General features: G+C 63.4%; 13 protein-coding genes. 8 read left to right on the plus strand and 5 right to left on the minus strand.

Translation table 11 applies throughout. The annotated features are described in order from the left end of the window. Positions 1-57: 57 nt before the first annotated feature. The 3 genes from treY (at position 58) to cueR (ending at position 5,519) form a co-directional block, all read left to right on the plus strand. Positions 58-2,499, plus strand: a complete 2,442-nt coding sequence (gene treY, locus ACEN84_RS31855) for a malto-oligosyltrehalose synthase (RefSeq protein WP_413711917.1) — start codon at positions 58-60, stop codon at positions 2,497-2,499. Between the two features lie 95 nt (positions 2,500-2,594). After that, positions 2,595-5,114: a heavy metal translocating P-type ATPase gene (locus tag ACEN84_RS31860; RefSeq protein ID WP_413711918.1), complete on the plus strand. Its 2,520-nt coding sequence runs from the start codon at positions 2,595-2,597 to the stop codon at positions 5,112-5,114. A gap of 9 nt (positions 5,115-5,123) precedes the next feature. Beyond that, complete coding sequence (gene cueR / locus ACEN84_RS31865; protein WP_130280131.1) at positions 5,124-5,519, plus strand: Cu(I)-responsive transcriptional regulator; 396 nt, start codon at positions 5,124-5,126, stop codon at positions 5,517-5,519. Here cueR and ACEN84_RS31870 read toward each other — a convergent pair. Next, positions 5,516-5,947: a type II toxin-antitoxin system VapC family toxin gene (locus ACEN84_RS31870; RefSeq protein WP_413711919.1), complete on the minus strand. Its 432-nt coding sequence runs from the start codon at positions 5,945-5,947 to the stop codon at positions 5,516-5,518. The genes cueR and ACEN84_RS31870 overlap by 4 nt on opposite strands. Then, on the minus strand, positions 5,947-6,186 hold the full coding sequence (locus tag ACEN84_RS31875; protein WP_130280135.1) for a type II toxin-antitoxin system VapB family antitoxin: 240 nt from the start codon (positions 6,184-6,186) through the stop codon (positions 5,947-5,949). The genes ACEN84_RS31870 and ACEN84_RS31875 overlap by 1 nt, the downstream gene beginning before the upstream one ends. 117 nt (positions 6,187-6,303) lie before the next feature. On the opposite strand from ACEN84_RS31875, the gene ACEN84_RS31880 reads away from it, so the two are divergent. The 3 genes from ACEN84_RS31880 to ACEN84_RS31890 are packed head-to-tail and all read left to right on the plus strand — an operon-like array spanning position 6,304 to position 8,335. Beyond that, the gene (locus tag ACEN84_RS31880) at positions 6,304-6,843 is read left to right on the plus strand and encodes a sigma-70 family RNA polymerase sigma factor (RefSeq protein ID WP_413711920.1); all 540 of its coding nucleotides are present in this window, start codon (positions 6,304-6,306) and stop codon (positions 6,841-6,843) included. After that, positions 6,830-7,597, plus strand: a complete 768-nt coding sequence (locus ACEN84_RS31885) for an anti-sigma factor family protein (protein WP_413711921.1) — start codon at positions 6,830-6,832, stop codon at positions 7,595-7,597. Before ACEN84_RS31880 ends, ACEN84_RS31885 begins: the two co-directional genes overlap by 14 nt. Positions 7,598-7,618: 21 nt before the next feature. Next, positions 7,619-8,335 (plus strand): Bax inhibitor-1/YccA family protein, encoded by a 717-nt coding sequence (locus ACEN84_RS31890; protein ID WP_112712540.1) that lies wholly within the window; start codon positions 7,619-7,621, stop codon positions 8,333-8,335. Positions 8,336-8,478: 143 nt separating this feature from the next. Here the strand turns inward: ACEN84_RS31890 and ACEN84_RS31895 are convergent, their stop codons facing one another. From ACEN84_RS31895 to ACEN84_RS31905, 3 genes are all read right to left on the minus strand, one after another. Further along, positions 8,479-9,597, minus strand: a complete 1,119-nt coding sequence (locus ACEN84_RS31895; protein ID WP_413711922.1) for an RHE_PE00001 family protein — start codon at positions 9,595-9,597, stop codon at positions 8,479-8,481. 77 nt (positions 9,598-9,674) lie between these two features. Then, the gene (gene hutC / locus ACEN84_RS31900) at positions 9,675-10,391 is read right to left on the minus strand and encodes a histidine utilization repressor (protein ID WP_413711923.1); all 717 of its coding nucleotides are present in this window, start codon (positions 10,389-10,391) and stop codon (positions 9,675-9,677) included. Positions 10,392-10,450: 59 nt separating this feature from the next. Next, positions 10,451-11,797, minus strand: a complete 1,347-nt coding sequence (locus ACEN84_RS31905; RefSeq protein ID WP_112712546.1) for a formimidoylglutamate deiminase — start codon at positions 11,795-11,797, stop codon at positions 10,451-10,453. A 116-nt stretch (positions 11,798-11,913) separates the two neighbouring features. Here ACEN84_RS31905 and hutI point away from each other — a divergent pair, with 116 nt between their 5' ends. Next, on the plus strand, positions 11,914-13,164 hold the full coding sequence (gene hutI / locus ACEN84_RS31910; protein ID WP_112712548.1) for an imidazolonepropionase: 1,251 nt from the start codon (positions 11,914-11,916) through the stop codon (positions 13,162-13,164). Continuing rightward, positions 13,161-14,696: a histidine ammonia-lyase gene (gene hutH, locus ACEN84_RS31915; RefSeq protein WP_413711924.1), complete on the plus strand. Its 1,536-nt coding sequence runs from the start codon at positions 13,161-13,163 to the stop codon at positions 14,694-14,696. The genes hutI and hutH overlap by 4 nt, the downstream gene beginning before the upstream one ends.

A 14,696-nucleotide genomic window follows, 5' to 3' on the forward strand; every position in this document is an offset into this window, starting at 1 on the left:
GAACAAAAGCCCGCCACCGCCGTTCCGGATCGTTGCAATCCCGAACAAAGGCGGCTCATGACGCTTCCCACATCCACCTACAGGCTACAGTTCCGCGACGGCATGACCTTCGACCGGGCGGCCGAACTCGTGCCCTATCTCAAGCCGCTCGGCATCAGCCATCTCTATGCCTCGCCGATCTTCACGGCGGCCTCCGGCTCGACCCACGGCTACGACGTCACCGACGCCAATGAAATCGACCCCACGATCGGCGGGCGCGAAGGTTTCGAGCGGCTCTGTGCCGAGCTTAAGGCAGCCGGTCTCGGCTTGATCCTCGATATCGTGCCGAACCATATGGCGGCTTCGGTGGAAAACGCCTGGTGGCGGGATGTGCTGAGATACGGGAGGGAGAGCCGCTACGCCGGCTATTTCGACATCGATTGGTCTGAGCCGCTGACACTTCCCATTCTCGGCAAGCCATTCGAGGAGGCGCTGGCCGACGGCGAACTGCAGATCGTTACTGATCAGAACACTGGCGAGCGCTCGCTCGCCTATTTCGAGACGCATCTGCCGCTGCACCCGGATAGCCTAGCCGAAACCGGCGACATCGCCCGTCTCCACGAAGTCCAGCATTGGCGCCTGACGCACTGGAAAACAGCCGCCGCTCACCTGAGCTACCGCCGCTTCTTCGAGGTCACCGGCCTTGTCGGCCTGCGCGTCGAGGACGAGGCGGTCTTCGAAGACAGCCATCGCGTGGTTCTCGATCTCGTCCGCTCCGGTCAGGTCCAGGGTTTGCGGCTCGACCATATCGACGGTCTTGCCGACCCCAAGGCCTATCTCGACCGGTTGCGGCAAGCGACCGGGCCGGAAACCTATATCATCGTCGAAAAGATCCTCGGCCATGGCGAGACTCTGCCCGCCGATTGGCCGATTTCCGGCACGACGGGGTACGAGTTCATCTCGGCGCTTGCCGATCTTTTCATCGATCCCAAGGGCATGGCAGAGCTGCAGAAGTCCTATGCCACCATCGCCCCCGGTACTGCGGATTTTCAGGAAGGGCTGCGGGCAGCCAAGACGCTGATGGTCGAGCGCAATTTTGCAGGTGAAGTCAGCCGCCTGACCGGGCTCGCGAGCGCGACGCTTCCCGATACATCCGAGGCGGAAATCAAGAAGGTCATCCGCGAGCTGCTGATCGCCTTTCCCGTCTATCGCACCTACGGTCAGGATGGTGCCATGGACGCGCCCGAAACCGTGGTGCTGGATAAGGTCAAGCAAGAGGCTGCCAGGCATCTCAAAGACCGCAGGGCGCTCGACGGCATCTGTGGATTGCTGAGAAGTGGACGCGCGGAGGAATTCCAGCGGCGCTTCCAGCAATTGAGCGGCCCCGTGGTGGCGAAGGCGATGGAGGACACGCTCTTTTATCGCCACAACCGGCTTCTGGCGGCCAACGAAGTCGGAGGCGAGCCGGATGCCACGCCCGGCGGCATCGAGGCCTTTCACCGCTTCATGCAAGACCGCGCCGCAGAACAGCCGCACGGGCTGTCGGCCACCTCGACCCACGACACCAAGCGCGGCGAAGACGCCCGCGCCCGCCTCTATGCCCTCAGCGAAGAACCGGATCTCTGGCGGCGCGGCGTCGAGCGCTGGCGGCAGATGAACCGCGAGCATCTGACGGAACTGCCCGGCGGCCTGACACCCGAAGGCAATGTCGAATGGATGCTCTATCAGGCGCTCGCCGGCATCTGGCCGGAGGATTTCAGCGAGGGACGTGCGGAGAAACTGACGGAGCGGTTCACCGCCTATGCCGAAAAGGCGATCCGCGAGGCCAAGCTCGGCACCAGCTGGGACGAGCCGCATGCAGGATATGAGGCTGCGGTCCGCACATACGCATCGGCGCTGACTGCCTCTTCCAGCCTCACCTTCCACGAGGATTTCGCCGAGACGCTGCGACCGGTTCTCTCCGCCGGCTATCTCAACAGCCTGTCGCAAACGCTGATCAAGCTGACCGCCCCCGGCATTCCCGATATCTATCAGGGTGCAGAGGGCTTCGACTTCAGCCTTGTCGACCCTGACAATCGCCGCCCGGTGGATTTCAAGGCATTGCGCAAGACGCTGTCAGCCCATGGCGAGATCGGCGAGCTCACGGTGCCGGTGCTGAAACAGCGGATCGTCGAGATCGGCCTGCATCTGCGCCGCCGCCAACCGAAGCTGTTTGCCGAGGGCCGCTATCTGCCGCTCAGCATCACCGGAAGCCGCAGGGATCATGCCGTCGCCTTCGCTCGCGCGCTCGACGGCGACTATGCGATCACGGTCGTGCCCCGGCTGATGCTCGGCTGGCTGGATCCCGGCGTGTTGTTTTCCGGGCCGGAGTTCTGGGCCGATACGGCGATCGAAATCCCGCCCGGCCTGCAGGGCATCAAATGCGATCTGCTGACAGGACGCCATCTCGATCCCGGACCGCGCCTGCCGCTTGGCGATATTCTCGGCGTCCAGCCGGTCGCCCTGATCGAGCCGGATTGATGATTTTCAGACGGGATGAAAATTCCCGCTTGACCTTCCAGTTGCTGGAAGGTTCATAAGCCTATCCACTGCCCGCTTGGGCAAAGGAGAAGCCTATGGATAATCACGACCATTCCCACCATCACGGCCACGGAGCGCATGATTGCTGCTCCGGCCATAGCCACGGCGCTGGTGCCGAGGCTCCGGTCACGCGCGATCCCGTCTGCGGCATGACGGTTGATCCGAACGCCGGCAAGCCGAGCCTCGTTCACGGAGGACACAGCTACCATTTCTGCTGCGACGGCTGCCGCACGAAGTTTGAAGCGGCACCGCAGGATTATCTGACTGCCAAGGATCCTGTCTGCGGCATGTCGGTCGACCGCTCGACGGCAAAGCACTTCCTGAAGCATGAGGGCGAGAAGTTCTATTTCTGCTCCGCGGGCTGCAAGGCGAAATTCGAGGCAAACCCGGCGGACTACCGCGACGGCAACCGCCCGGCGCCGAAGCCCATGCCGAAAGGCACGCAGTATACCTGCCCGATGCATCCCGAGGTGATCAGCGATCATCCCGGCGACTGCCCGAAATGCGGCATGGCGCTAGAACCAATGGGCATCCCGCCGGCGGACGAAGGCCCGAACCCGGAGCTTGTCGATTTCACCCGCCGCTTCTGGGTGAGCGCAGTGCTCGCCGTGCCGCTGCTGGCGCTGACCATGGGGCCGATGATCGGCCTGCCGCTGCGCGACATGATCGGCGAGGCGCGCGCCGTCTGGCTGGAGCTTGCGCTGGCGACGCCCGTCGTGCTCTGGGCCGCCATTCCCTTCTTCCGCCGCGCCTGGGCATCCCTCGTCAACCGCAGCCCGAACATGTGGACGCTGATCGGCCTCGGCGTCGGCACCGCCTATCTCTACAGCGTCGTCGCGACATTGGCGCCCGGCCTGTTCCCGATGAGTATTCGCGGCCACGGCGATACGGTTCCGGTCTATTTCGAGGCCGCTGCCGTCATCGTGGCGCTGGTCTTCGTCGGCCAGCTGCTTGAGCTGAAGGCACGCGAGCGTACCGGTTCGGCGATCCGCGCCCTGCTCGACCTTGCCCCGAAGACCGCGCGGCGGATCAATGCCGATGGCAGCGAGATCGATATCGAGGTCGACGACATCGCCAAGGGCGACCGCTTGCGGGTGCGCCCCGGCGAGCGCGTGCCGGTCGATGGACTGGTCAGCGAAGGACAGTCGACTGTCGATGAATCGATGATCACAGGCGAGCCGCTGCCAGTCGAAAAGACCAGCGGCGATGCCGTCACCGGCGGCACGATGAACCGCAACGGCAGCTTCATCATGACCGCCGAGCGCGTCGGCGCCGAGACGACCCTGTCGCAGATCGTCGATATGGTCGCCAAGGCGCAGCGCTCGCGCGCGCCGATCCAGGGTGCCGTCGATCGAGTCTCGGCCGTCTTCGTGCCCGCCGTCGTCGCCGTCGCGATCCTCGCCTTCGGCGCCTGGATGATCGTCGGGCCGGAGCCGCGCCTCGCCCACGCACTGATCGCAGCCGTCGCCGTGCTGATCATCGCCTGCCCCTGCGCCCTCGGTCTTGCAACGCCGATGTCGATCATGATCGCCACGGGACGCGGCGCCCAGGAAGGCGTGCTGATCAAGGATGCGGAAGCGCTGGAGCGCTTCTCCAAGGTCGATACGCTGATCGTCGACAAGACCGGAACCCTCACAGAGGGCAAACCGCGCCTCACCGACGCCGTCGCTCTCGGCGGCATCGGCGAAAGCCGGCTGCTCGCCGCTGCAGCCAGCCTTGAACGCGGCTCGGAACATCCGCTCGCCGAGGCGATCGCCGCGGGCGCCGAAGAGCGTGGCATTGCAACCGCTGACGTGACTTCCTTTGAAGCGCTCACCGGCAAGGGCGTCTCCGGCCTCGTCGGCGGCGCGAAGGTCGCGCTCGGAAATGCCGCGATGATGCAGGATCTCGGCATCGACACCTCGGCGCTCTATCAACAGATCATCGCGCTGCGCGATGAGGGCAAGACCGTGATGTTCGTCACCATCGACGGCAGCCTCGCAGGCTTCGTCGCCGTCGCCGACCGGATCAAGCCGACGACGGCAGCCGCAATCCGGGCGCTGCACGAAAGCGGCCTGCGGATCATCATGGCAACCGGTGACAACGAGCGGACCGCCAAGGCCGTGGCAAGGCAGCTCGGCATCGACGAGGTCCGTGCCGACGTCCTTCCTGAGGGCAAGAAGGCGCTGATCGACGAGCTGCGTGCCAAGGGCGCCGTCGTCGCCATGGCCGGTGACGGCGTCAATGACGCTCCCGCGCTGGCAGCGGCCGATGTCGGCATTGCCATGGGCACCGGCGCCGATGTAGCGATGGAAAGCGCCGGGATCACCCTGGTGAAGGGCGATCTCAATGGCATCGTCCGCGCCCGCCGTCTGGCGGAAGCGACGATGCGCAATATCCGCCAGAACCTCGGCTTCGCCTTCGGCTATAATGCGCTCGGCGTTCCCGTTGCCGCAGGTATCCTCTATCCGGTGCTCGGCCTGCTGCTCTCGCCGATGATCGCCGCGGCGGCGATGAGCCTGTCCTCGGTCTCGGTCATCGCCAATGCGCTGCGGCTGCGCGTGCAGAAACTCTAGGAGACTTCGATGAATATCGGCGAAGCATCCGATCGCTCCGGCCTTCCGGCAAAGACGATCCGCTATTACGAGGATATCGGCCTGATCCGCCCCGAAAGGGGCGGAAACGGCTATCGCGACTACGATATCTCTGACGTCCACAAGCTGCGCTTCCTGCAGCGCTCCCGCGGCCTCGGCTTCTCCGTCGAGGAATGCCGCCAGCTGCTTGCGCTCTATGAAGACAAGAGCCGCGCCAGCGCTGACGTCAAGGACATCGCCCAGACCAAACTTACCGAGATCGACCAGAAGATCCGCGAAATGATGGAACTGCGCCGCACGCTGGAACATCTCGTTCACGCCTGCCACGGTAACGACCGGCCGGATTGCCCGATACTGGAGGAGCTTTCGGAGGGGGCGAAGGTCTAGAAATCCGGGCCGATCGCCCTGATATCCGTCAACGCGAAACCGGCATCCTTGGTCAGGATCGGCAGGTTCCGGCCTTTCGCGACGGCATAGTGAAAGCAATCTGCAAGATTGAGTGCATCATTGCGCTTGTCATCGGCATGACGGTGCCTGCCATGAAGGTCGAAGGCTTTCAGCGCAAGGCCGTTGTCATCGGGCGTGACAGGCAGCACTGCGATATCCGCCAGCCGGATAAAGGCATCCAGTCTTTCTTGAGCCTCAGCCATGGAGCCCTGCAACTTCTTGCGATAGAGCGCTGCGGCGGCTTCCCAGACTGCAATAACGGATGTGCAGAGCGATCCTGGCGCGGCTTCTTCGAGCGCCCGGATGAAGCGGTCTGACTGAGGCTCCTGCAGCAAGATAGCCAGCATTGCCGAAGCATCGACGAACATCAGTAACCGCCGCTCAGTTCGTCGAAGAATGCCTTGTCCAGCACCACGTCATTGTCAGGCAGAGCAGCAATCTGCGCCTGCAGCGGCTTTAGCCGCGCGGCAAGAGGCAGTTTCTCATCGTAACGGCGAAGTTCGCCTTGCAACGCAAGGAGAACCGCCTCGGTCTTATTGACGTGCATCTTGGTTGCCAGCTCTTCAGCCAGCTGATTGACTCGCTCATTTCTGATATTCAGCGGCATGTTGGCATCCTTGTGTAGACATACACAATATAGCGTCTACACAGGCTCGCGCCAAGAACTCGAAAAAATTTGATGAGGCCGTGGAATAAATCCCGACCGGCATCCGTATACTCAATCATGGAACGGAAAGAACGCCCATTCGATGTCATCGGACAGCTCGCAGCGCTCAGGCGCTATGCGCGCGCCCTGGTGCGCAATTCGGATGAGGCCGAGGACCTGGTGCATGATGCGCTGGTGCGTGCCTACGAGAAGCGTCAGAGCTTCCGCGGCGGCGGCAATCTTCGGACGTGGCTGCTTTCCATCGTCCACAACGCTCATATCGATCGCGTTCGCCAGAACCGGTCGATCACACGAAGGCATGACGAAGCGGCCCTCGAGGCGGACCAGTCGCTGCCGGCAGGGCAGGAGCACGCCGTGCGCCTCCAGCAGGTTCGCGACGCCTTCTTCAACCTGCCGGAGGAACAGCGAGAGGCGCTGCATCTCGTCGCCATCGAAGACCTGTCCTATCAGGAAGCCGCGGCATCGCTCGGCATTCCCGTGGGCACGCTGATGTCGCGCATCTCGCGTGCCCGCGCCCAGCTGCGCGAATTCGAGGAGAAGACACCGCGCGTTTCGCATTTGCGCTTAATCGGAGGGAACGGCAATGAAAGCAGTTGATCCGATCATCGATACCGATCTCGACGCCTATGTGGATGGCGAACTCGACGTGGCGCGCCGCATTCAGGTCGAATCCTACCTCTCCGAGAACCCTGATATCGCCGCCAAGGTGATGGCAGATCTCAGCATGAAGGGCGAGCTTCGCCTGGCGCTTGCCGGCGAGAATGCCTTTGGCCGGATCGAGACCCGTGATGCCGCCCGCCGGCTGGAACGCGGTCTCTCCTATGGCCGTATCCTGCATACGGTTCAGCGGATTGCCGCCGTCGCCGTGCTGGTCGCAGCCGGTTGGGTCGCGCATACTTCGTTCGGTGCCTTCACGGCGACCGAAGTGGCTGCCTCGACACCGGCTCCGGCCTATGTCGAAGACGCCGTTCGCGCCTACCAGACGGCGCAGTTGCGCCAGACCATGCCGTCGCAGACGGCACCGCATTACAACGCCGACGAGATTCGTGCGGCGACCGCAATTACCATGCCCGAGCTGCCGAAGGGCTGGAAGGTCTCTGATGTTCAGATCTTCCCGTCGGAATTCGGCCCGAGCGTTGAGATGGCTATCCAGGAAGCGGACGGGAAGCAGCTTTCGCTGTTTGCCGTCAGGCCGGGGGCGTTTGCCGTGCAACCGGTTGGTCATCTCGCGCTCGACAATGCAGAAGCCGCCTACTGGCAAATCGGCGAAGTGGCCTATGCCCTCGTTGCCGGTGACGGTGGTTCCAACCTCGATAGGGCGGCCGAAGGCCTTGCCCGTTCGCTGTACTAGTTTGAAACCGAGGAGATCAGAATGAACCAGATCAACCCGCGTTACGGCTACGGCTCTGCCGCCGGCTCGCAGGCCCTCTTCGACGAGGGACTCCGCCAGCATATGCTGCGCGTTTACAATTACATGGGCATCGGCCTTGTCATCACCGGCATCGTCGCCTTCATCGTCGGCTCGACGCCGGCTCTCTACGTGCCGATCTTCCAGTCGCCGCTGAAGTGGGTGGTGATGCTGGCTCCGCTGGCCTTTGTCTTCTTCTTCTCGTTCAAGATCCAGACGATGTCGGCAAGTGCTGCGCAGATGACCTTCTGGGCCTTCTGTGCCGTCATGGGCCTGTCGCTTGCCTCGGTGTTCCTGGTGTTCACCGGCACGAGCATCGCCCGCACCTTCTTCATCGCCGCAACGATGTTCGGCGCGACCAGCCTCTATGGCTACGTCACCAAGCGTGACCTGGCGAAGGTCGGCTCGTTCCTGATGATGGGCCTGATCGGCGTCGTCATCGCCAGCATCGTCAACATCTTCCTTGGCTCGTCTGCACTGCAGTTCGCCATCTCGGTCATCGGTATCGTCGTCTTCGTCGGCCTGACCGCCTGGGACACGCAGAACATCAAGGAACAGTATTCCGAAAACCATGATCAGGAATCGAACCAGAAGCTTGCCGTCTTCGGCGCTCTGTCTCTCTACCTGAACTTCGTCAACATCTTCCAGCTGCTGCTCAACTTCACGGGCGAGCGGGAATAGGACTGCGCTTCTGGGGGCAATGGAAGCGCTAGAGCGCCCGGTCCGCAATCTGTGACAGGATGGCGGGCCGGGCGTTCACCCTTTAATGGAAAAGGCCGGAGCGAAAGCTTCGGCCTTTTTGCATTCCGGGTGAAGAGTGCAGATCAGATGATGCCCCAGGCGCGGTAGCGGCCGCGGCCGGTGATCTCGCGAATGCCGATCTCGTTCAGCAGATTGAGCGCGCCGCGGCTGGTGACCTTCAGCTGCTTGGCAACCATCGCCGACGATACCATCGGCCGCGACAGCACGAACTCCGCCAGTTGCGGCAGGCTGCTGTTCGAGCGGCGATCCCTGAAGCGCAGCTCCATCTGCGTGCGGGCGAGCAGCAGGCGGTCCATTTCCTTGAGGCCGGTGGCAGCACTCTCGCTCATTGCTTCCAGGAAGGCGAGAAGCCGGGTCAACCGGTCGCGCGAGCGGCGGCGCTCGTGGCGGACGCTCTTCAAACCGGCGTAGAAGGAAAAGAGGTGCGAGGACACCTTGCCCCGTGCCCGCAGATGGCTGGAAACCAGCAGACCACCGAGCCAGGATTGGCGCCGCAGCGGCTCGATCCGCTCCCAGGCGTCGAAGAGAACGGCGGCGGCGAGAACCGGCGGCAGCTCGCCAGCGAGCGGCAGCACGCCGCGCCAATCGGCAAGCCGCTGCCCCTCATCCCATTCGTCATCGCCGAAAAGCCCAAGCGGATCGTCGCTGCGCTTCTCCTTCGGCCGCTCTTCCTCGGCCTCGACAGGCTTGCCCATATGGGCATCGAGCAGCCGCTGCGAGCGGGCGAGTATCGCGTCGATTTCCGCAAGCTCCGCCGAAAGCAGCTGATCGGGCTCATCCGCCTCTTCTGTAGCAGCGGCAAAACCCTTGGTCTCAGGTGCCGTGCCCTCGTCCAGCCCCGCCCCTGCCAGTGCGTTGAGACCGGCAGCGCTCAGCGCCCAGGCGGGGTCGGCGGTCCAGATGCGGCGCCGCGCGCGCAGCACCGCATGGGCGATCGTTAGCTCATGGCTCGGCGTGCGGCTGTCCATATGGGCGTCGTGGAGCACGAGATCCTCGACATGCACGAGCTCGCCCGCCACCCAAAGAGCGCCAGCGGCATCGAAGAAATGGCCACGCTCGGCAAAGCCTTCGCCAACCGGCGAGCGCGCCGCCCGTTCATCGACGCGCGCCAGCATGTCCTCCGCCTGCACCACGGCAGGCAGAAGGCTTTTCAGAAGGGCATTGTCGATCTCGTAGCGCACGTCATTTTCCGGAAGTCATTTCGACCTTTACTTCCGCTATTTGACCCATGATTCGCAACCGGCGCGCCGATCAAATCTCAGGAAGCCGGGCTGAAACGGGCAACGAGCGCGTGGCGATCACCAGGATAGGTGAAGCGCACATGGGTGACAGGACCGGCATTGCTCCAGGTCCTGCGCTCGACGACGAGGCAGGCGGTGCCGCGGGGAATATCCAGCGCATCCGTCGCATTGCCACTCGCCGGCGAAGCGTGAATCTTGTGCTCGGCGGTCGTCCAGGGCACTTGTTTCACCAGCCATGGACCGGGCGCGGTTTCCGCGAAATCCGCAGCTGCCGCATCCGGCACTGTTTCCAGATTGATCAGGCGCTCCTCAAGGCAGAAGGGGAGCGCGCCTGCGAAGTGGACGCAGGTGATTTCACGAAGCGGCGTGCCGGACGCAACGTCGGGCAGTTGACCCTCGCCGGCCATCGCCTTGCGGGTTTTCTGGGCGATGACCCGATAGCTGTAGGGCAGGTTCAGCGACTGAACCTCGGCCTTGATATCGTGGATCTCAAGAACAGCGGACTGCGCCTGCGGCTGGGTGACGAAGCTGCCGGATTTCTTGCGGCGTTCGATCAGCCCGGCCTTGGCAAGCTGGGTCAGCACCTTGTTGACCGTCATTCGCGAGCAGCCATATTGGGTGGCGAGATCGACCTCGAACGGAATGCGGTGGCCCGGCGGCCATTCGCCCGAAACGATGCGGCCTTCGATCTCGCTCAAGATGCTCTGATGCAGCGTGGCATCCTTGCTTGCCATATCAGGCTCCGGTTGACGTCCCTTCCCGCTCTATTGCGGATGCCACAGAAGCGAAAGCCCTAGGCGGAGAGAAGTTCGCCCATTGCCGCCAGGAAACGGCGATTGATCGCCTCGCGCTTGCGATGGCACCCGCCCTCGACCTGCTTGCGGCCGAGCGACCAGACGCTGTCGATGCGCACGCCGCCGGCGAAGATCCAGTGGTCGAGAAGCTGATCGCCGGCGAGATAGGGCACGGCGCTGCAATCCAGCGAGACGATATCCGCATCATTACCCTCACCAAGGCCCGGCTTGGAAGCCAGTGCGGCACTGCCGCCGTTGACGGCATTGTCGAACAGGTTGCGGCCGGTCGAGCCGCCGGTTTCGGCGATGACATTGCGAGCGCGGCGGCCGAGACGCTGCGAATATTCCAGCTGGCAGAGCTCGCCCGGCAGCGAGATCATCACATTCGAATCCGAACCGACGCCATAGCGGCCACCCTCTTCCAGGAAGAGCGGTGCTGCGAACATGCCGTCACCGAGATTGGCTTCGGTAATCGGGCAGAGACCGGCGATCGCGCCGCTTTTCGCCATGCCGCGCGTCTCATCATTGGTCATATGCGTCGCATGGATCAGGCACCAGCGGCCATCGACCGGGGCATTTGCCAGCAACCACTCGACCGGCCTCGCGCCGGACCAGGAGATGCAGTCCTCGACCTCCTTCACCTGTTCGGCGACATGGATATGAACAGGGCCATCGCCGGCCAGCGGCAAGATCGCCTTCAGCTCATCCGGCGTCGCGGCGCGCAGGCTGTGCGGCGCGATCCCAAGATGCGCACCGTCGAGCTTACCGGTGATCGACGCGCAACGTTCCATCAGGCGGCCGAAGCCATCGACGGAGTTGATGAAACGGCGCTGGCCATCGATGGGAGCTGCGCCGCCGAAGCCGGAATGGGCATAGAAAACAGGGAGCAGTGTCAAGCCGATCCCCGTCTCCGCGCTTGCCGCGCCGATCCGCCCGGCAAGCTCGGCGATATCGCCGTAGGGGCTGCCGTCCTTGTCATGATGAAGATAGTGGAACTCGCCGACCCGCGAGAAACCGGCTTCCAGCATCTCCATATAAAGCTGCGCCGCAACGGCCTCGACATGATCGGGCGTCATCGACAAAGCGAACTTGTACATGACGGTGCGCCAGCTCCAGAAGCTGTCATCCGCGGGACCGCGAACCTCTGCCAGTCCGGCCATGGCGCGCTGGAACGCGTGGCTGTGCAGGTTCGGCATTGCCGGGATCAGCGCCGCATGGCGGTCGTCAGCGGCGTCAGCCGCGACGCCGGTCTCGATCTTGGCAATCCGGCCGCCTTCCAGCGTCAGCCGCACATCGCTCTGCCAGCCGTTTTGCAGCAGGGCATTCTTTGCATGGAGGGTCGTCATCGCTTGCTCCCTTTGAAGGCGTCCATCTTTCTTTTCCATGGAAGCGCCCAAAATTCCACTTGTCACCCGGTTATTATGTATATACATGTTTTGACATAAGGAAAGGCGTAAAGCTGATGACAGGGGATAATCTTCATAGCGAAATGGAGCGGCCGAGCCTCTGGCGCAATGCCAGACTGGCGACGCTCAATCCGGCGCAATCCGGTCTCGGGATCATCGAGAAGGGCGCCATCGTCACCGAAAACGGCCGGATCACTTATGCCGGCCCGGAAGGCGAACTGCCGGTTTCGATGATCGAACGCGCCGAGATCACCGATCTTGAGGGCCGCTGGGTCACCCCCGGCCTCGTCGATTGCCACACGCACATCGTCTATGGCGGCAATCGCGCTCGCGAATTTGAAATGCGTCTGGAAGGCGCCACCTACGAAGAGATCGCCCGCGCCGGCGGCGGCATCGTTTCCTCGGTCACGGCGACCAATGCGCTCTCCGTCGACGGCCTCGTTCGGGCGTCGATCCGACGGCTGGACACGCTGCTTTCCGAAGGCGTCACGACCATCGAGATCAAGTCCGGCTACGGGCTGACGAGCGACGGCGAACTGAAGATGCTGGAAGCCGCCCGCGCGCTCGGCACCATCAGACCGGTTCGCGTCAAGACCAGCTATCTCGGCGCCCATGCGACGCCCGCCCACTACAAGGGCCGCAACGGCGATTATATCAGCGACGTCGTACTGCCGACGCTTGATGACGCACACAAACGCGGCCTTGCCGACGCCGTCGATGGTTTCTGTGAAGGCATCGCCTTCTCGACCGAGGAAATCGCCCGCGTCTTCGATCGCGCCAAGGCGCTTGGCCTGCCGGTCAAGCTCCATGCCGAGCAGCTTTCCAATCTCGGCGGCGCCAAGCTCGCCGCCGGCTACGGCGCCCTCTCCGCCGATCATCTCGAGTATCTCGATGACGAAGGCATCGCGGCCATGGCTGCGGCCGGAACCGTCGCTGTGCTGCTTCCCGGCGCCTTCTACGCCATCAACGAAAAGCAGAAGCCGCCGGTAAAGGCGCTGCGCGCCGCAGGCGTGCCGATCGCTATCGCGACCGACTGCAATCCCGGCACCTCGCCGCTGACCTCGCTGCTTTTGACGATGAACATGTCGGCGACGCTTTTCGGCCTGACCGTCGAGGAATGCATTGCCGGTGCGACGCGCGAAGGCGCGCGCGCCCTTGGTCTTCTCGGCGAAACCGGAACGTTGGAAGCCGGGAAAGCCGCCGACATCGCGGTTTGGGATATCGAGAGCCCCGCCGAGCTCGTCTACCGCATCGGCTTCAACCCACTTCACGCACGCATCTACAAGGGCGAAAGGATCGGCCGTTGACCATCACCCTCCATCCAGGCTCCGTTTCTCTGAAGCAGCTGGAAACCATCTACTGGACCGGCGAACCGGCCAGGCTCGATGCGTCCTTTGACGCAGGGATCAACAAGGCTGCGGCCCGCATCGCCGAGATCGCAGCCGGCAATGCGCCCGTTTACGGCATCAATACCGGCTTCGGAAAGCTCGCCTCGATCAAGATCGACGCCGCTGATGTCGCAACGCTGCAGCGCAATCTCATCCTGTCGCATTGCTGCGGCATCGGCGCGCCGCTGCCTGAGAATGTCGTTCGGCTGATCATGGCCCTCAAGCTGGTCTCGCTCGGCCGCGGCGCTTCCGGCGTGCGCATCGAGCTGGTGCGGCTGATCGAAGGCATGCTCAAAAAGGGCGTTATCCCGGTGATCCCGGAAAAGGGTTCGGTCGGCGCATCCGGCGACCTCGCGCCGCTGGCGCATATGGCTGCGGTGATGATGGGCGAGGCTGAAGCCTTCTTCGCCGGTGAACGTCTCTCCGGCGCCGATGCACTGAAGAAGGCAGGGCTTGAGCCTGTCGTGCTCGCCGCCAAGGAAGGCCTGGCGCTGATCAACGGCACGCAGACCTCCACAGCGCTGGCGCTGGCAGGCCTCTTCCGCGCCCACCGGGCGGCACAATCAGCGCTGATCACCGGCGCGATGTCGACCGATGCGGCGATGGGCTCATCCGCACCGTTCCATCCTGATATTCACACCTTGCGCGGCCATCGCGGCCAGATCGATACGGCGGCGGCGCTGCGCGCCCTGCTCGACAACTCGATCATCCGCCAGAGCCATATCGAAGGCGACGAGCGCGTGCAGGACCCCTATTGCATCCGCTGCCAGCCGCAGGTCGATGGCGCCTGCCTCGATCTTCTGCGCTCGGTCGCCCGCACGCTTGAGATCGAAGCCAATGCGGTGACCGACAATCCGCTGGTTCTGTCCGACAATTCCGTCGTTTCTGGCGGCAATTTCCATGCCGAGCCGGTCGCGTTCGCTGCCGATCAGATCGCCATCGCCGTCTGCGAAATCGGTGCGATCGCTCAGCGCCGGATCGCGCTTCTGGTCGACCCTGCCCTCTCCTACGGCCTTCCGGCCTTCCTCGCCAAGAAGCCCGGCCTGAACTCCGGCCTGATGATCGCCGAAGTCACGTCTGCCGCGTTGATGAGCGAAAACAAGCAGATGTCGCATCCGGCATCGGTCGACTCGACACCGACGTCTGCCAACCAGGAAGACCACGTTTCCATGGCCTGCCACGGCGCCCGCCGCCTGCTGCAAATGACCGAAAACCTGTTCGGCATCATCGGCATCGAGGCGCTGACCGCCGCCCAGGGCGTCGAATTCCGCGCTCCACTCGCCACCAGCCCCGAGCTGCAGAAGGCGATCGATGCGATCCGCACCGTCGTGCCGACGCTCGAAATCGACCGCTACATGGCCAATGACCTTGAGGCTGCCAGCAGCCTGATCGCTACCGGGGCGCTGAACGCGTCCGTATCCGCCAACATCCTTCCTTCCCTGGAGATCTGA

Source organism: Rhizobium sp. Rhizsp82 (assembly GCF_047325115.1).
Taxonomy (GTDB): Bacteria; Pseudomonadota; Alphaproteobacteria; order Rhizobiales; family Rhizobiaceae; genus Rhizobium.